This window comes from Malonomonas rubra DSM 5091 (genome assembly GCF_900142125.1).
GTDB lineage: Bacteria > Desulfobacterota > Desulfuromonadia > Desulfuromonadales > Geopsychrobacteraceae > Malonomonas > Malonomonas rubra.
Window position 1 is genome coordinate 102,080 of the sequence record NZ_FQZT01000003.1, and the last position, 16,882, is coordinate 118,961.

15 protein-coding genes are annotated in these 16,882 nt (G+C 55.8%); all 15 read right to left on the bottom strand.

The genetic code is table 11. The features are described 5' to 3' along the window. Window positions 1–38 precede the first annotated feature (38 nt). The 15 genes from BUB13_RS05560 to trpE all read right to left on the bottom strand — a co-directional run bounded on the left by BUB13_RS05560 (window position 39) and on the right by trpE (window position 16,631). On the bottom strand, window positions 39–791 hold the full coding sequence (locus tag BUB13_RS05560; protein ID WP_072906546.1) for an SPOR domain-containing protein: 753 nt from the start codon (window positions 789–791) through the stop codon (window positions 39–41). Between the two features lie 14 nt (window positions 792–805). Further along, window positions 806–2,467 (bottom strand): arginine--tRNA ligase, encoded by a 1,662-nt coding sequence (argS, locus tag BUB13_RS05565; RefSeq protein ID WP_072906548.1) that lies wholly within the window; start codon window positions 2,465–2,467, stop codon window positions 806–808. Window positions 2,468–2,489: 22 nt separating this feature from the next. Beyond that, complete coding sequence (locus BUB13_RS05570; protein ID WP_084091779.1) at window positions 2,490–2,801, bottom strand: FtsB family cell division protein; 312 nt, start codon at window positions 2,799–2,801, stop codon at window positions 2,490–2,492. Window positions 2,802–2,964: 163 nt separating this feature from the next. After that, window positions 2,965–5,025 carry an LPS-assembly protein LptD gene (locus BUB13_RS05575; RefSeq protein WP_072906550.1) on the bottom strand — a complete coding sequence of 687 codons (2,061 nt, stop codon included), beginning with the start codon at window positions 5,023–5,025 and terminating at the stop codon, window positions 2,965–2,967. Between the two features lie 15 nt (window positions 5,026–5,040). Then, complete coding sequence (locus tag BUB13_RS05580; RefSeq protein ID WP_072906552.1) at window positions 5,041–6,321, bottom strand: bifunctional folylpolyglutamate synthase/dihydrofolate synthase; 1,281 nt, start codon at window positions 6,319–6,321, stop codon at window positions 5,041–5,043. A 3-nt stretch (window positions 6,322–6,324) separates the two neighbouring features. Further along, entirely contained in the window at window positions 6,325–7,170 is an 846-nt protein-coding gene (gene accD / locus BUB13_RS05585) for an acetyl-CoA carboxylase, carboxyltransferase subunit beta (RefSeq protein ID WP_072906554.1), read from the bottom strand. Window positions 7,171–7,247: 77 nt separating this feature from the next. Further along, window positions 7,248–8,045 (bottom strand): tryptophan synthase subunit alpha, encoded by a 798-nt coding sequence (trpA, locus tag BUB13_RS05590; RefSeq protein WP_072906556.1) that lies wholly within the window; start codon window positions 8,043–8,045, stop codon window positions 7,248–7,250. A 93-nt stretch (window positions 8,046–8,138) separates the two neighbouring features. Further along, on the bottom strand, window positions 8,139–9,470 hold the full coding sequence (locus BUB13_RS05595) for a DEAD/DEAH box helicase (RefSeq protein WP_072906558.1): 1,332 nt from the start codon (window positions 9,468–9,470) through the stop codon (window positions 8,139–8,141). A gap of 33 nt (window positions 9,471–9,503) precedes the next feature. Then, window positions 9,504–10,700, bottom strand: a complete 1,197-nt coding sequence (gene trpB, locus BUB13_RS05600; RefSeq protein WP_072906560.1) for a tryptophan synthase subunit beta — start codon at window positions 10,698–10,700, stop codon at window positions 9,504–9,506. Beyond that, a complete protein-coding gene (locus tag BUB13_RS05605; RefSeq protein WP_072906562.1) occupies window positions 10,697–11,314 on the bottom strand; it encodes a phosphoribosylanthranilate isomerase in 618 nt (205 codons plus the stop codon). Before BUB13_RS05605 ends, trpB begins: the two co-directional genes overlap by 4 nt. A 9-nt stretch (window positions 11,315–11,323) precedes the next feature. After that, a complete protein-coding gene (locus tag BUB13_RS05610; protein WP_072906564.1) occupies window positions 11,324–12,682 on the bottom strand; it encodes a TrpB-like pyridoxal phosphate-dependent enzyme in 1,359 nt (452 codons plus the stop codon). A 19-nt stretch (window positions 12,683–12,701) separates the two neighbouring features. Continuing rightward, window positions 12,702–13,490: an indole-3-glycerol phosphate synthase TrpC gene (gene trpC, locus BUB13_RS05615; RefSeq protein ID WP_072906575.1), complete on the bottom strand. Its 789-nt coding sequence runs from the start codon at window positions 13,488–13,490 to the stop codon at window positions 12,702–12,704. A 26-nt stretch (window positions 13,491–13,516) separates the two neighbouring features. Then, entirely contained in the window at window positions 13,517–14,566 is a 1,050-nt protein-coding gene (gene trpD / locus BUB13_RS05620; RefSeq protein WP_072906589.1) for an anthranilate phosphoribosyltransferase, read from the bottom strand. Window positions 14,567–14,579: 13 nt separating this feature from the next. Further along, complete coding sequence (locus BUB13_RS05625) at window positions 14,580–15,146, bottom strand: anthranilate synthase component II (protein ID WP_072906594.1); 567 nt, start codon at window positions 15,144–15,146, stop codon at window positions 14,580–14,582. Window positions 15,147–15,149: 3 nt separating this feature from the next. Next, window positions 15,150–16,631: an anthranilate synthase component I gene (gene trpE, locus BUB13_RS05630; protein WP_072906598.1), complete on the bottom strand. Its 1,482-nt coding sequence runs from the start codon at window positions 16,629–16,631 to the stop codon at window positions 15,150–15,152. Between the last annotated feature and the right edge of the window lie 251 nt (window positions 16,632–16,882).

The window sequence follows — 16,882 nt, forward strand, 5'->3', positions numbered from 1 at the left end:
GCTTTCCGTCTGGCAAGATTAAAGGCCGTAGAAACAAGTCACTGGCGGGAGATAAATCCCTTGATCTGCTCCTTTTCTTCGGCCAACTTCTGCACAGTTTTAGCGCTTGCGGCATCAGAGTAAGGACCTATCCGCACCCGGTACCACAAACCCTTCGCACCGAGATCAGCTTCAACGACAAAGGCAGGAAAACCCTTGGCAAGCAATCGCTTTTTAAAGGCCCCCGCATCCCCAGCAGCATTGAAGGAGCCAACCTGCACGGCATAGGTCCCTTTTGGATCGACCTTTGGCATAACCGCACTGGCCACTTCAACCGGCTCAGTTTTTGTCGGAGCAGCAGGGCTCTCGACCGGCAATTCTTTTTTCACGATCGGTTTTTCCGGCAAAGGAATCGGCGGTTTTGTGGTCGTTTTCTGCTCAACCTTTTCCTCCGGAGGAAGATTGATTCCGCTGCCGAGGGGAACTTTCTCTTCCTTTGCCAGATTATCGTAAAAGGTCAACTTGGTTTCATCCTGGGCCTCAACTGCAGTGGCTTGTTCTGTCGCCTCTTCTGCAATTTCTTCTTCAACAACCTGCGGAGCCGGCTGTGCTGTAGAGCTTGGCGCAGGGGTGACCAGAATGCGTTCCGCGGCCTGCTGCTTCTGCGCTAATTCCCTTTCAGCGCCCTGCCGACCGACGACCGCACCAAGGAAGAAACTCGCCAGAGATACCGCCAACACCAACACCAGCAAAATCAGGGTCTGCTTTTTTTCCATCCTGCGCTGGGTACGGGTTTTTGTTGTTGCATTCATCGAGTTCCTCCCCCTTACATCTGTTCCGGAGCCGACACGCCGAGCAAGTGCAGGGCATTCGCCAGAACAATCCGAACAGAATTCACCAGATACAAACGAGCCTGGGTGACGGCAGCATCCTCAACCAGAACCTTCTGCCGGTTATAGTAGCTGTGGAATTGCGCCGCCAACTCCTGCAGGTAGAAAACAACGCGGTGAGGCTCGTAGTTCTGTGCTGCGCCGACGATCATCTCCTGGAAGCGGGCCAGTTTCTGCGCCAGCGCCATCTCCTCCGGCAGCTCCAGCTTGCTCAAATCGGCCTCGCCCTGTTTCGGTAGAGCAATTCCAGCCTCGGCTGCATTGCGATTGATACTGCAGACGCGAGCATGGGCATACTGAACATAGTAAACCGGGTTGTCACTGTTTTGCTGCTTCGCCAGTTCCAAGTCAAAATCGAGCTGACTGTCACAGCGTCGAATCAGGAAAAAGAAGCGGGCAGCGTCGCTGCCGACCTCATCGATAACCTCACGCAGGGTAATGAAATTACCGGAGCGCTTCCCCATGGTAAACGGCTGACCATCACGCAGCAGGTTGACCATCTGGATCAGAAGCACTTCCAGGTCTTCCGGCGGATGTCCAAGCCCGGCCAGCATCGCTTTCATCCGCGGGATGTAACCATGATGATCGGCACCCCAGACGTCGATGACCCGGTCAAAACCGCGCTCAAACTTTTCCATGTGGTAAGCGACGTCAGAGGCAAAATAGGTGTAGCTGCCATCCGATTTGATCAGCACCCGATCTTTATCGTCGCCATACTCGGTGGTGCGTAGCCAGAGGGCCTCATCCTGCTCGAAAGAGAGTCCCTTCTCTTTCAGCTTGGCCAGTTCGTTATCGACCATGTTGCGGTCGTAGAGACTCTTTTCGCTGTACCAGTTATCAAACTCGATACCGAAGGCCTTCAGATCTCTGCCGATCCATTCCAGAACCTTCTCAACGCCAAAGCGTGCACAGGCTTCAATCGCCTCATCTTCTTCGAGTTCCTTCAGCTCGCCCTTTTCGGACTGCAGCTTGGCAGCAAGCTCTTTCACGTACTCAGCCTGATAGCCATCCTCCGGAAATTCGATCGACTCGCCCTGCAGTTCACGCAGTCGCATCAGAATCGACAGGCCAAGGGTTTTCACCTGGTTGCCAGCGTCGTTGACGTAGTATTCGCGTTGAACATCGTAGCCGGCGGCCTGCAACACTGCAGCGACCGCATCGCCGACCACCGCGCCACGACCGTGACCGATATGCAGCGGTCCGGTCGGGTTGGCGCTGACGAACTCGACCTGGATTTTGGTCCCTTTGCCGACGTCACTGCGACCGTACTGCTCGCCTTCGCTCATGACCTGATCGAGCACTCCGTACCAGCAACTCGGTGCGAGCCGGAAATTGATAAATCCGGGGCCTGCGATTTCGACCCTTTCGCACAGTGGATTTTTCTGCAACACCTCAACCAATGCCTCGGCAATCTGCCGGGGAGCCTTGCGCTCAGCCTTGGCCATGGTCATCGCCAGATTACTGGCAAAGTCGCCATGATCGGGGTTCTTCGGCACCTCCAACTGGATTTCATCCGGGATTTGTCCCGAACCGAGGCGACCATTATTGTAACACTGCTGCAGGGCGACTTTAATCGCCTCTCTTAATTGTTCTTTCATCCTGTTCTGCTGCCTTTTCTAACTATTTTTCTTTGGGCGGAAGGTGATAAATCAGCTCCCCTTCTCGCACCATGCCCAGCTTTTCGCGGGCAAGCTGCTCCCAATAGTCCTTATCATGCTGCAAACGCTCAATTTCGTCCCGCAACTGCTGTTGTTCCTGCTGCAGAGCCGTCAACCGCGTTTGCAACTCTTCTTTCTGCTTCTCGGCCTTGATGATTCGCAGGACACCCCGGTCGCCGAAAACAGCATAACCGAGCATCACCAGGATAATCACCAGCAGCCAGATTGTGATCAGATTTTTTCCAGTCGCAGCCGACTCCCGGGCAGGGGCCACCTGTTCCTCCCATCACATAGAACCAGCGGGAAAAACTGTTTGCCCGCGCTCTTTTCCACCAACCAGAAAGGTCCGTGTTCAAAACATTCCCAGTTGCACGCGGCAAGCTTCGCACGCCGCCCAACGGGCGTCAACTCCCTTTTGTTACACCTGCAGCAAAGAGTCAGATTCCACCGAGGCTGCCGCTGACACCGCCAACCGGGCCGATCCCCTTCATCACGAAAGAGAGGATCACCGAGCTGTCGTTTTCATTCTCGCGATAAGTCAGCAAAGCGCTCCAGCACTGCTGACGATACTCAACCCCAATGACATCTTCCAGGCTTTCGTCATCGACCAAGTCGAAGCGTTTTTCGTAGCTGACGAAGAACGGCTCCAGAATCGACAGGTCCAGCTTGAACGAAACATATTCCAACTCTTCGTCACGATCATAGCTGTAACTTGCTCTCAGGCTGTTTTCGTTCTGATCCTGCAGGGAGAGGTCAACGTCCGTTTCCTCCCATTCGCCGAGGTCGATATCGTAGGTTCCGTCGAATTCGAATTTTGCCCAAGTCGTCGGCAAAAGAGTCAACTGTCCACGGATAGAACCGAAAGAATCCTTCTCACCGACTGCATCTGCACTTAAATAATAGGTCTGTGACAACCGCAGATAAAGCAATTCGCGGTAGCTGGCAGCCCCGCCATCCTGATCGAAGCGGGCCGTCAAGCGCTGCACCAATGCATACTCGAAGCGATTCTCTTTATCGATATCGTCATAAGTATCGAATTGCGGCAAGTGGTTCTGCTCCAGTTCCGGGATATTATAATAAATAACTTCCGGTTCAAGGCTATGTTTCAACTTGTCGGCCGAACCGATTGGCTGATCGTAGACCCGCTGCAGTTTGGTGCTAACCCTGGTCGAGAACTCGACCAGCCCCTCATGCTCGTCGCCGTAACCATCGCTCGTTCCCCAGTAGTAGCGATCACGGTAGGAAATCTTTGGAGAAATATCGATGACATTAAACAGCTGCAAACTGGCCGACAGAGTCGGCAGCAGCATCAACCGCTCGCCAGTCACCCCCTCATCCCGGCGGAAGTTGGTGTACTCGGTTTCCAGTCTGTAATAAAAAGGGGTCTCGCCGATTCGCTGCCGGGCAGCATCGAAACTGATACGCGGCAGTCGCTGCAAAGTCGAGTCGTTATCGCTTTCAAGATCTTTGGTATATTCGAGATCACCAACCAGACTGTATTTCCCCCAACTTTTACTCAGGGAAAAATTCGACTCGACCTCGTCCTTGTTGTAATCCTCAGCGACTTCGCCGAAATCCTCGAAATACTCCTCATCGTTGACATAAACAGCATCGACCACCATCCGGACATCACCAGGCAGGGTACCGTCATGCTGCCATTCGAGGGCGTAACGCTCCTCGTCCACCGTTTCGCCGTCGACTGAATCGACATCGATATGATAACCGCGCATTTCACCGGCGTTATCTTTGCCGAAGATATAGCGATATTCGAGCCCCTTGCCAATCCCCATCTCCGACAGGTAATCGAACAGCAGGGTGGCATCCTGGTTGCGGCCAAGCACCTGATAGTAAGAACCGTTGTACTGGAAACCGCGCTTATCGGAGTAACCGATGCGCGGAATCAACAACCCCGATTCCCGCTCGGTTTTCACCGGGTAAACCATATAAGGAACGTAAAAAGAAGGGATATCTTTCAGATAGAAGACCGTGTGTTTGGCCTTGGCATAGCCCCCCAGAGTAACGTCAACCTGTTCGGCACCAAATTTCCAGGACGGCACCTCGCCGTCGCAGGTGGTGAATGTGCCGTCAAAAACCCGGTAGCTGTTTTCTCCGAGACGATTAATCTGTTTGCCACGCACATGCAGATTTGACTCCTGCAGGAACAGCCAACCGTCAGCGACCGAACCGGTTCCCTGCTGCAGGTTATAACTGACCTTACTGCCTGTCATTTTCTCGTCCGGCGACGTCAACTGCACTCCGCCCTCGGCCTCAATTTCTCCGCTGAGCTGATTCCACCAGAGCAGGTCGCTGACCACCTCCAGTTCCCCCTGGTTCAGCTGAACATTGCCGCTGGCGCGGTAACGCCCGGTCTCTTTGTCGTAACTCAGCTCGTCTGCTTCCAAGTTGACCGGCAACGGGCTATCCTTGCCCCAATCAGCGGCCAAAGCGGGCAACACCAGACAAACAACAAAGATGATCGTTAACAATCGGACACGCATAGAAAATCCAAACAATCAGGATGAAATCGATAATAGTTCAGTTTCCGGCAACAACATTTCCCGCAACGCAGCAACCAGGAACAGGGAGCCGGCGACAAGCAGGATTTCTCCCTTCTGCCGCTGTTGTCGAGCCGCCTGCAAAGCCATCTTCGGATCATCATACGCAGCGGCGGAAACGTCCGCCTGGGTTGCAAGCTTGACCAGAAATTCCGGCGAAACCGCCTCATCGACCGGCGGCCGGGTAGCGTACAGACGGCGCACAAAGGGCAACAGCGGCGCCAACAGTTCAGCAGCCTGCTTGTCCGCTTTCAAGCCGACAACAAGATGAAGATCGCGCAGCTTTTTCTCAGCCAGGTAATCAGCCAGAACCTGCGCCCCGGCAGCGTTGTGGGCGCCATCGAGCAACACGTCGTCCGGCAGCCATTCCAGTCGGCCCGGCCAGCGGGTCTGCTCAACCCCCTGCCGCATTGCCGCCTCCGGCAAAGCGACACCAGCGTTTCGCAACCAGCTCACTGCCGCCAGTGCCAACGCCAAATTCTGCTGTTGATGGCGCCCCTGCAGCTGCGGGCGCAAAGCGTTCAGCTCACAACCGAAGCCGCGGAAAGAGAGTGTTTCCTCTGCAGCAGTCCAATCATAATCGGATTCAGCCCGCAGTAAATCTGTACCAACTTCATCGGCACGTCTCTGCAGCACAGGCCAGACTTCCGGTTGCTGGCGGCTGCTGATCACCGGCACATCCGGCTTGAAAATACCGGCTTTCTCCGCCGCGACCTGCGCCAGCGTCTCGCCCAGATAGGCACCGTGATCCTGTGCGATCGGGGTGATCAGGCAAAGCTCCGGCTCGACGGCGTTGGTCGCATCCAACCTGCCACCCATGCCTGTCTCAAGAATCGCCCACTGGCAACCATTGCGCTGAAAATGAAGCAGTGCCAGCGCCGTGGTGAATTCGAAAAAAGTGGTGCGCAGTTCTTCAGCGTGCGGGCGAATTTCATCGGTCAATCGAACAACTTCGGCTTCATCGATCTGTTGCGTGGCAACCCGTACCCGTTCGGTGAAGGAATGCAGATGCGGGGATGTGTAAAGCCCGGTCCGGATTCCGGCCACCTGGAAAACATTCGCCAGAGCCGCCGCCGTCGAACCCTTACCGTTGGTGCCGGCAATATGAATAATCCGCAGCTGACGCTGCGGATTATCGAGTCGTTCAAGGAGCTTGCGGATATTTTCCAGCCCCAGTTTAATGCCGAACAGCTGCAGCGAGTAGAGGTAATCGAGACTCGCTCTAAAGCTATCGCTCATCAATTATTTTTTGGTAAAAATACGCAACGCTTGCGACAAGCGCTGCTTCATCTCTTTACGCTGCACGATCATATCGATCATGCCGTGCTCCAGCAGGTACTCTGAGCGCTGGAACCCTTCCGGCAGGGTCTGGCGGATGGTCTGCTCGATAACCCGCGGACCGGCAAAACCGATCAGCGCACGCGGCTCGGCGATGTTGATATCGCCCAGCATGGCGAAGCTGGCTGTGACCCCGCCAGTCGTCGGATCGGTCAGCACTGAAACAAAGGGGATACCAGCCGCTTTCAGCTTGGCCAGTGCCGCACTGGTTTTGGCCATCTGCATCAGCGACATGATGCTTTCCTGCATGCGCGCACCGCCGGAAGAGGAAAAGACCAGCACCGGGGCATTGGTTTCCAACCCTTTTTCGATGGCGCGGGTGATCTTCTCGCCGACAACCGAGCCCATGCTACCACCCATGAAAGCGAAATCGAACACCGCAACGACAACCGGCAAACCGTCAAGATCACCGGTCCCGCAGATAACAGCATCACCGTCACCAGCCTTTTTCACCGCCGCCTTGATCCGATCCTTGTATTTCTTCGAATCCTTGAAGTCGAGGAAGTCGACAGAATTCATCTTGGCGTCCATCTCGACGAAAGTCCCCTCGTCGATAATCAGATCGATCCGCTCACGCGCGCTGACCCGGAAATGGTAGTCACACTTGGGGCAGACATTCAGATTACGTTCGATCTCCTTGGCGTAGATAATCTCTTGGCAGTTTTTACATTTGGTCCAGACACCTTCCGGCATCTCGTGTTTTTTTTCCGTCTGTGCGGTCAATGATTTTTTCGAGCGAAACCAGCCCATGAAAATATCCTTTTAGATTTGTCATCATCAACATCGCTGCCGGCAAAGCGGTCAGCGTGCATCCGAGCTGGACAGCCCTAAGCGAGCAGTCCCTGTTTCAGTTCAGTGATAAAAGTGGCGACACGCGGCAACAACTGATCACTGCCTGCATTATCAGCAATAATTTTAACCAGAGCACTGCCAACGACAACACCATCGGCAAATTCTCCGACCGCCTTTGCATCCTCGGCGGTGGTGATGCCAAATCCAACACCGACCGGCACCTCCGTCATGCCCTGGATATTCTCTACGGCTGCCCGGATGTCATCCGGGGTAATTTTCTGCGTCCCGGTAACACCGGTCATCGAAACGTAGTAGAGATACCCTTCAGCAGCGGCTGCAAGCCTCTGCATCCGCTCCGGCGGCGTCGTCGGCGCAAGCAGGGTGATCATGGCGATACCGGCCTTTTTCAGCACACCGCTAATCTCCCCCGCCTCTTCCGGCGGCAGATCAACCAGCAGCAGACCATCTACACCAGCGGCAGCAGCAGCCGTGGCAAAACGTTCAACGCCATAGCGAAAAACCGGGTTGTAATAGCCCATTAACACCAGCGGCACCTGGCAATCGGTACGCACTTCGGCAACCAGCTGCAGAACTTTTTCAACTGTGGTTCCGGCTGCCAAGGCTCTTTCCGACGCCGCCTGAATGGTTGGGCCATCCGCCATCGGGTCGGAAAAAGGGACCCCAAGCTCGATCAGGTCGGCACCGTTTTCGGCCAGTGTCCGAATCAGCTTCGCCGTGGTGGTGATATCGGGATCGCCGGCAGTCAAAAATGGGATCAGCGCGGTTTCCTGCTTCTTTTTCAGAGCCGCGAATGTCGTTTCAATACGTGTCATCAGTTTTTCAACCAGTTACGGTGGCGCCAGCAAAAGTCTGACTTTTTATCAGTGATGCCAAAAGTGGCAGTGTAGACGTTCACGCAGGCGGATTCAATCCTTTTCTCCCCCACCTGCAGGAGCTCCACCTCCAGACGATTTGTCTTTATCCCCGGCGCTGTTTTCTCCCGGTTTTCCACCCGGCCGACGTCTCGGCCGACGCCGGCGGCGCCGTTTCTGCCCATCTCCGGCGGGCTTCTTCTCTGGCGGCTTTTTCCGCTTCGGGATCGCCCGTTTGTAGTTGAAACAGAAATCCTCATCCAGCGGCATTTCACTAGGGACTTTCTCGCCGAGATAATCCTCGATATCGGCCAGCTGGTAGACCGTCTCCTCGTCGGCGAAGCTGATCGCCCGGCCGGTTGCCCCGGCGCGTGCCGTCCGACCGATACGGTGAACGTAATCCTCACGATCCTGCGGCAGGTCGTAATTGATAACGTGAGTGACGTTGTCGACATGGATGCCGCGCGAGGCAACATCGGTGGCAACCAGGTGGGTCAAACTGCCGAGCTTGAACTGATCGAGGATGCGCATCCGCTTCTTCTGCGGAATGTCGCCGGAGAGCAATGCGCTGGCCACCTCGTTGGCATTGAGCAGACCATTGAGCCGCTCCGCTTCAGCCTTGGTGTTGACGAACAGCATCACCCGCTCGACTCCGCTCTCTTTTTTCAGCAGTCCGAGCAGCAGGGCGAATTTCTCCTTGCGCGAAACATGATAGAGAATCTGATCGATCTTCTCCGCCGCCACCTGTTCCGGTTCGATCTGCACCTTCTCTGCAAGGTCCATGAATTCGTAAGCCAGCTCCATAACCTGCGCCGAGAGAGTGGCGGAAAAAAGCATCGTCTGCCGCTTTTCGAAGGGAGGCAGCTTACGCAGAATGTAACGAAGATCCTTGATGAAGCCCATGTCGAACATACGATCGGCTTCGTCGATGACCAGCGCCTCGACCCGGTCCATGGAGAAAACCCGCTGTTTGAAATAGTCGATCAGGCGGCCCGGCGTAGCGACAATGATATCGACGCCGTCCTTCAGAGCGTTGCGCTGCTTCTCGTAATCGACGCCGCCGAAGATCGGCTGCACCTTCAGGCCGGTATGTCTGCCGAGGGTTTCGGCGTCCTTGCAGATCTGCACCACCAGTTCACGAGTTGGCGCCATCACCAGCGCTCGCGGATTATTGCTGGTGCGCTTTCCGCTGGCGAGCAGTTTGCAGAACAGTGAAATCAAAAACGCAGCGGTTTTCCCAGTCCCGGTCTGGGCCTGGGCGGCGACATCCTTGCCTGCCAGCGCTAGCGGAATTGATTCCTCCTGCACCGGGGTCAGAGATTCGAAACCTGCATCGACTACGCCCTGCTGGACCAGGTCCGGCAGGTTCAATTCAGTAAATTTCATTGATTCCTTTCAAAACGATTTAGGGACAAAGCCCTACAAATCGACGTTCATCGCATCCGCGACAGTATGTATATCCTTATCACCACGTCCCGACAGGCAAACCAGCAGCACCTGCTCCTTCGGCAGGGTCGGCGCCAGCTTCATCACCTCGGCAATGGCGTGGGCAGATTCGAGGGCCGGGATGATCCCTTCGATGCGGGTCAACTTCTGAAAAGCTTCCAGGGCCTCATCGTCTGTAATCGAAACATACTCGGCGCGACCGATATCCTGCAGATGCGCGTGTTCGGGGCCAACACCCGGATAGTCCAGACCAGCTGATATCGAGTGGGCGTGGTTGATCTGGCCATCCTCGTCCTGCAGCAGGTAGGTTTTGTTGCCGTGCAGCACCCCCGGCGCGCCGGCGGAAATCGAGGCCGCGTGCTTATCAGTATCGACGCCCAGCCCGGCCGCTTCGACGCCGATCAATCGCACTGACCTGTCCTTGATAAAGGGATAAAAGGTGCCCATGGCGTTGGAACCGCCACCAATACAGGCGATCGCCGCATCAGGCAGGCGTCCTTCCGCTTCCTGCAACTGGACCTTTGCCTCCTCGCCGATAACCGACTGAAAATCGCGCACCAACTGCGGGTAGGGATGCGGTCCGGCAACAGTGCCGATAACATAAAAGGTGTCGCGCACATGGGTGACCCAGTGGCGCAGGGCATCGTTCATGGCATCCTTCAGGGTTGCCGTGCCGCTGGTGCACTCGTGCACCTTGGCGCCGAGCAGCTTCATGCGAAAGACGTTGAGCGCCTGTCGGCGGATATCTTCCTTGCCCATGAAGATTTCGCACTCCATGCCGAACAGGGCGGCAACGGTGGCCGTAGCGACGCCATGCTGGCCAGCACCGGTCTCGGCAATGACTTTCTTTTTGCCCATGCGACGGGCAAGCAGAATCTGGCCGACGGTGTTATTGACCTTATGGGCGCCTGTGTGGTTGAGATCCTCCCGCTTCAGGTAGATCTTCGCGCCCCCCAGCTCTTCCGTCAGGCGCTGGGCGAAATAGAGCGGGCTGGGCCGACCAACGTAATTTTTCAGGTAGTACTCGAATTCTTCCCTGAAACAAGGGTCGTCCTTGACTGCGTTGTAGGCTTCTTCCAACTCCAACAGGGCGGGCATCAAGGTTTCGGCGACATAGCGACCACCGTACTCTCCAAAATGTCCACGCTCGTCCGGAAACTGATAACTCATGCGTTCCTCACTTGGCGGATAAACTCCGCCACTTTCTGATGATCTTTCTTGCCCGGCCGTTCTTCGACTCCGCTGGAGACGTCGACCGCATACGGCTGCACCTGCTGTACTGCCGTCGCTACATTATCCGGGTTCAACCCGCCAGCCAGAATAACCGGCCGGTTGGCCGTCAACTTTTTCACCAGTTGCCAGTCGAACTGCTCGCCGGTGCCGCCGTAGCCTTTGTCACTCCAGGCATCAAGCAACAGCGCCGACACCTGATATCTATCTGCCCCTTCGAGAGAGGCGGCATCTTTCACCCGCAGCCCCTTGATTACCCGTAAAGGCTCAATGATGCAATCTTCCGGCGGCTCGTCTCCGTGCAGCTGCACCACGTCGAGCCGCGCCGCGGTCATGATCCGTCTGACCTGCGGGATGTCCTCGTTGACGAACAGGCCGACGGTGGTCACAAACGGTGGCAACTCGGCGATAATCTTCAGCACCTGAACCGGCGTTACACAACGCGGGCTCTTGGCATAAAAGACGAAGCCGAGTGCATCAGCCCCGGCTTCGACCGCGTATAACGCATCTTCGACATTGGTAATGCCGCAGATTTTAACCTGTGTGTCAGCCACACGCGCTCCTTACATATCAACCTTCGGCAGTTTTTCCAATGACTCTTCAATCGCCTCGGACGGATACTCGTAGTTCTCCAGCTTACCGGAGAAGAAAGCGTCGTAGGATGCCATATCAACGTGGCCGTGGCCGGAAAGGTTGAAGAGAATGGTCTTCTCTTTACCCTCTTCCTTGGCCTGCAGTGCCTCGTCGAAGGCAGCACGGATGGCGTGGGACGATTCCGGTGCCGGGATGATGCCTTCAGCACGGGCAAACTGCACTGCAGCTTCGAAACACTCGACCTGCCCGACAGCCTTGGCTTCGATGACACCTTCATCCAGCAGCTGGGACACCAGCGGTGCTGCACCGTGATAACGCAGCCCCCCGGCATGGATGCCCGGCGGCATGAAGTCGTGGCCGAGGGTGTACATCTTGGAAATCGGCGCCATTTTCGCCTGGTCGCCGTAATCGAAATCGTAGACACCTTTGGTCAGAGTCGGGCAGGAAATCGGCTCAGCAGCAAGAATACGGAGATCCTTACCAGCAGCCTTGTCAGCGACAAAGGGAAAGCCAAGCCCGGCAAAGTTGGAACCACCGCCATGGCAGGCGATGACGACATCCGGATAGTCGCCAATCATATCCATCTGCTGTTTCGCTTCCAGCCCGATGACAGTCTGGTGCAGACAGACATGATTCAGCACGCTGCCGAGACAGTAGCGGGTATCTTCGTGAGTCGCGGCATCCTCAACCGCTTCGCTGATGGCGATACCGAGAGAACCGTTGCTGTCCTGGTCTCTTTCCAGAACCGCGCGCCCGGCATTGGTCTGGTTTGACGGCGAAGGAATGACATCGGCACCCCACAGTTGCATCATGCTTTTACGGTATGGCTTCTGCTGGAAAGACACCTTGACCATATAAACGGTACATTCCAGACCGAACATCTGGCAGGCCAGGGCGATGGAAGAACCCCACTGCCCGGCGCCGGTCTCGCTGGCGATCCGCTTTGTTCCTGCCAACATGTTGTAGTAAGCTTGGGGAACCGCGGTATTCGGTTTGTGGCTGCCGGCTGGCGAGACGCCTTCATATTTATAGTAAATCTTCGCCGGGGTGCCGAGCGCCTTCTCCAGACGATGAGCGCGGAACATCGGCGATGGCCGCCACTGGGCGAGAATCTGACGAACCTCGTCTGGGATATCGATCCAGCGTTGGGTCGAAACCTCCTGCTCAATGAGTCCCATCGGAAACAGCGGCAACAGATCGTCAGGAGTCACCGGCTGCAGAGTTCCGGGATGAACCACCGGTGCCATCGGTCCATTCAGGTCGGGAATGATGTTGTACCACTGCTTGGGGATACGATCTTCCGGTAAAATAATTTTAGTTCTCTGCATTTAAAAACTCCTGCGTCAATTAGAGGGCAATCAATTCAGCTAACTTGGCTTCAATATCATCTTCGCGCATCAAGCTTTCGCCAATCAGAAAGGCACCGGCGCCGGCCGCCGTCAGCCGCTCAATGTCGGCCCGGCTGTTGATACCGCTCTCGGCCACTGCCAGCTGCTGCTTCGGAATACGTCCGGCCAGCTGTTCAGACACCGCCAGGTCGGTCACAAAGGTGCTCAGGTTGCGATTGTTGATCCCGATAAGGTCGACCGGCAACTGTAGCGCGCGCTCCAGCTCAGCCTCGTCGTGCACCTCCAACAAGGTGTCGAGTTTCAGGCTGCGCGCCTTTTCCGCCAGCTCCTGCAACTGCTCATCGTTCAACGCCGAGGCAATCAGCAGAATCGCATCGGCCCCAGCAACCCGCGCCTCAACCACCTGGTAAGGGTCAATAATGAAATCCTTGCGCAACAGTGGCAAAGAAACCTGCTCGCGGATATCCCAGAGAAAACGCAAGTGGCCATAAAAATACTGCTCATCGGTCAGCACCGACAGGCAGGTCGCGCCGCCGTTTTCGTAGGTGATGGCAATCTCGACCGGATCGAAATCCTCGCGGATGATCCCTTTCGATGGAGACCCCTTCTTCACCTCGGTGATCAATGCCGTGCCACCGGAATCGCGCATGGTGCGCAGAGCACGGGCAAAGCCACGCGGCTGGTCTTCCAGATCGCCAACGCGCAGCTCCAGCTCGACCAGCGGTTCGCGCAATTTCGCTGCGGCGACCTCTTCGGTTTTGGTTTTTAAAATTTTATCGAGAATCATGCGCCTTAATCTTTTTGCTTACAAATTTATTGATTGGTCATCCGGACCAGTGCGTCAAGAGTTTCCAGCGCCTTGCCGTTATCGAGGACAGTCTGAATCTTTTCGATGCCTTCATCAACGACTGTCGCCAATCCAGCTGCAACCAGCGCATAAGCACCGTTGAGGACGACAACATCCCGTTTCGGTCCTTTTTCTCCCGACAAAATTGCTTTGACGATGGCTGCATTCTGCTCAGCGTCGCCACCCTGCAAATCTTCGAGCTTGCAACATTCGAAACCGAACTGCTGCGGTTCAATGGTCTGGACCTCAACGGCCCCACCGCTGATCGCTGCCACCAGGGTCGGTCCGGTCAGGGTGATTTCGTCCATGCCGTCACTGCCGTGGACGACAAAACCGCGGCGGCAACCGAGCTGCAGCAGCACCTTCGCCAAAGGTTCGACCAGGTCCTCCTTAAACACACCAAGCACCTGTCGATCGGCACCAGCCGGGTTGGTCAGCGGCCCGAGAATATTAAAAATGGTGCGAATACCGATTTCGCGGCGAGGGCCGATGGCATGCTTCATCGCGCCGTGCAGAGCCGGGGCGAAGAGAAAACCGACGCCGATTTCGTCAACGCAGTGACCGACGGTTTCAGGCGACACGCCGAGATTGACACCCAGCTTTTCCAGCACATCGGCGCTGCCGCAGGAAGAAGAGATGCTACGATTACCATGCTTGGCAACTTTCGCACCACAGGCTGCAACAGCGATAGCCACCGTGGTGGAGATATTGAAACTCTTGGTGCCACTGCCACCGGTGCCGCAGGTATCAAGGATGGTTTCACGGTCGACATTGATCTCATCACGGTCGAGGTCAACCACGCCGCCAACCTGAATCGGCGTTGCGTGAGCGCGCATAACTTTTGCGGCGCCGACAATCTCCGAAAGAGCCTCCCCTTTCATCCGCAACGCGGTGATGAAAGAGCCAACCTGTGCAGGAGTCGCCTCGCCACCCATGATCTGATTCATGGCGTCGATCATCTCTGCTTCACTTAAGTCCTGCCGTTCGACAACCTTGGCAATTGCATCCTTGATCATTTCAAGCCCTCCATCAGGTCAATTCAAGAAAGTTACGCAACAACTGCATCCCCTCGGTGGTAAGGATCGACTCCGGGTGAAACTGCATTCCCCAGACCGGCAGTTGCTTGTGCTGCAGCCCCATGATCTCCTGCTCCTCCGTCCAGGCGGTGATCTCCAGACAAGCGGGGAAAGTCTCCCGTTTGGCGATCAGCGAATGGTAGCGGGTCGCAGTGAACGGGCTGGGAATCCCCTTGAAGATCCCCTGATCATCATGCAGGATCGGACTGGTCTTGCCGTGCATCAAACGATCGGCCCGCACCACGTCGCCACCGAAAGCCTCGGTAATCGACTGGTGGCCGAGACAGATGCCGAGAATGGGAATTTTGCCGGCGAAGCGCTTGATGGCATCAACCGAGATGCCTGCCTCTTTCGGCGTGCAGGGCCCGGGCGAGATGACCAGTCGCTGCGGCGCCATCTCGGCGATATCGTCGAGGGTCAGTTTATCGTTGCGAATAACCTCCACCTCTTCCCCAAGTTCGAGGAAATACTGCACCAGGTTGTAGGTGAAGGAATCGTAGTTATCGATCATCAACAGCATAGTTTACACCAGCCCCCTGTTCGCCATCTCGATGGCGCGTTTTACGCCGCGGGCCTTGTTCAAGGTTTCCTGATACTCCATTTCGGGATCACTGTCGGCGACGATGCCGGCCCCCGCTTGCAGGTAAAGCTTGTCCTTTTCGATCTGCAGGGTACGGATGGCAATAGCCAGATCCATGTTGCCGGAAAAAGAGAAGTAACCGACGGCACCACCGTAAACTTCTCGGCGACTCGGCTCCAGTTCGTCGATGATCTCCATCGCCCGGATCTTCGGTGAGCCGGACAGGGTCCCGGCCGGGAATGCGGCGCGGAAGACATCGAAGGCGTCCAGCCCTTCGCGCAGCTGCCCGCGCACGTTGGAGACAATATGCATAACGTGCGAATAACGTTCGACCACCATCAGCTCGCTCACCTCGACGGTACCGCCACGCGCCACCCGACCAACATCATTACGGCCGAGGTCGACCAGCATGATGTGCTCAGCCCGCTCTTTCGGATCGGCCAGCATCCGCTGTTCCTGCTCCAGATCCTCTTCCGGCGTCTTGCCCCGCGGCAGAGTTCCTGCGATAGGGCGGACATCAACCTGCTCGCCCTCTTTGCGCACCAGAACTTCAGGTGAAGCCCCGACCACCAGCGACTCACCAAAGCGCAGGAAAAACATGTAAGGGGATGGATTAATGGTGCGCAGCGCGCGGTAGATATCGAAAGGATCGGTCTGTACCTGACCGGAAAACCGCTGCGAGATAACAACCTGAAAGATATCACCGGCGCGAATATATTCCTTGCAACGCTCGACAGCCGCCTTGAACTTTTCTTTTTCGAAATTCGGCACCAGCTCCTGCTTGCCATCGCCACCTGCCGGCACCCCGGCCCAGGGCAAAGGCCGACGCAACGAAGCAATCATCGCTTCGATCTGGCGCTGCGCATCCAGGTACGCAGCCCGGGGATCGTCCCCTTCCTGCAGGTGAACATTGCAAACCAGCTTCACCTTCTGCTGCATGTTATCGAAAATCAACAGGCGCTCAGTCAGCATGAAGCATGCGTCCCAGCTGTCTATCTGACGCGGGTTGCTGTCGGGGAGTTCTTCGACGAAGCGGACCATATCGTAACCGAGATAGCCAACGGCGCCTCCAAAGAAACGGGGCAAACCTTCAACTTCGACCGGCTCAAACTCGGCCATCAGTTCACGAAGCTTGTTCAGCGGGTCGTCGCATTTTCCGCTGACAACCGTTTTGCCGCTGGAGAGGACTTCGTAGTAGTCATCACGGCTGCGAAATACCCGCGCCGGACCGCTACCGAGGAAAGAATAGCGCGCCCACTTCTCTCCACCTTCAATCGATTCGAGCAGGAAAGAGGTTTGACCGTCGTCTATCTTGCGAAAAGCGGAGACCGGAGTCTCCATATCGGCGAGAATCTCCCGATAAACCGGGACAAGGTTGCCTTGAGCTGCCAGTCGGCAGAAATCATTTTCTGATGGGAAGTACATGACGTCCAACAAGCTTGAGAAATAACCGTGTAAAAATAGCGTTTTCTACCATTAGACTCCGGCTTTAGTCAACAAAAGAGCCGCCAGCGACGATAAAGAAAAAGTCCGCGCCACACAGGCCCCCATGCAAGCAACGAGAATCGATCTCGCCTGGTCGCCACAAAACCAGTAAAACACATTTATACAAATTTAAAACAAAAACAAGTTCCAGGCAAAACAGGACATTTTCAAGCCTTCACTATTAACGCAAA

Bases quoted from the DNA above. Each gene is read 5' to 3' on its own strand.
- BUB13_RS05560 (WP_072906546.1), bottom strand. From the start codon at position 791: ATGAATGCAACAACAAAAACCCGTACCCAGCGCAGGATGGAAAAAAAG.
- argS (WP_072906548.1), bottom strand. From the start codon at position 2,467: ATGAAAGAACAATTAAGAGAGGCGATTAAAGTCGCCCTGCAGCAGTGT.
- BUB13_RS05575 (WP_072906550.1), bottom strand. From the start codon at position 5,025: ATGCGTGTCCGATTGTTAACGATCATCTTTGTTGTTTGTCTGGTGTTG.
- BUB13_RS05580 (WP_072906552.1), bottom strand. From the start codon at position 6,321: ATGAGCGATAGCTTTAGAGCGAGTCTCGATTACCTCTACTCGCTGCAG.
- accD (WP_072906554.1), bottom strand. From the start codon at position 7,170: ATGGGCTGGTTTCGCTCGAAAAAATCATTGACCGCACAGACGGAAAAA.
- trpA (WP_072906556.1), bottom strand. From the start codon at position 8,045: ATGACACGTATTGAAACGACATTCGCGGCTCTGAAAAAGAAGCAGGAA.
- BUB13_RS05595 (WP_072906558.1), bottom strand. From the start codon at position 9,470: ATGAAATTTACTGAATTGAACCTGCCGGACCTGGTCCAGCAGGGCGTA.
- trpB (WP_072906560.1), bottom strand. From the start codon at position 10,700: ATGAGTTATCAGTTTCCGGACGAGCGTGGACATTTTGGAGAGTACGGT.
- BUB13_RS05610 (WP_072906564.1), bottom strand. From the start codon at position 12,682: ATGCAGAGAACTAAAATTATTTTACCGGAAGATCGTATCCCCAAGCAG.
- trpC (WP_072906575.1), bottom strand. From the start codon at position 13,490: ATGATTCTCGATAAAATTTTAAAAACCAAAACCGAAGAGGTCGCCGCA.
- trpD (WP_072906589.1), bottom strand. From the start codon at position 14,566: ATGATCAAGGATGCAATTGCCAAGGTTGTCGAACGGCAGGACTTAAGT.
- BUB13_RS05625 (WP_072906594.1), bottom strand. From the start codon at position 15,146: ATGCTGTTGATGATCGATAACTACGATTCCTTCACCTACAACCTGGTG.
- trpE (WP_072906598.1), bottom strand. From the start codon at position 16,631: ATGTACTTCCCATCAGAAAATGATTTCTGCCGACTGGCAGCTCAAGGC.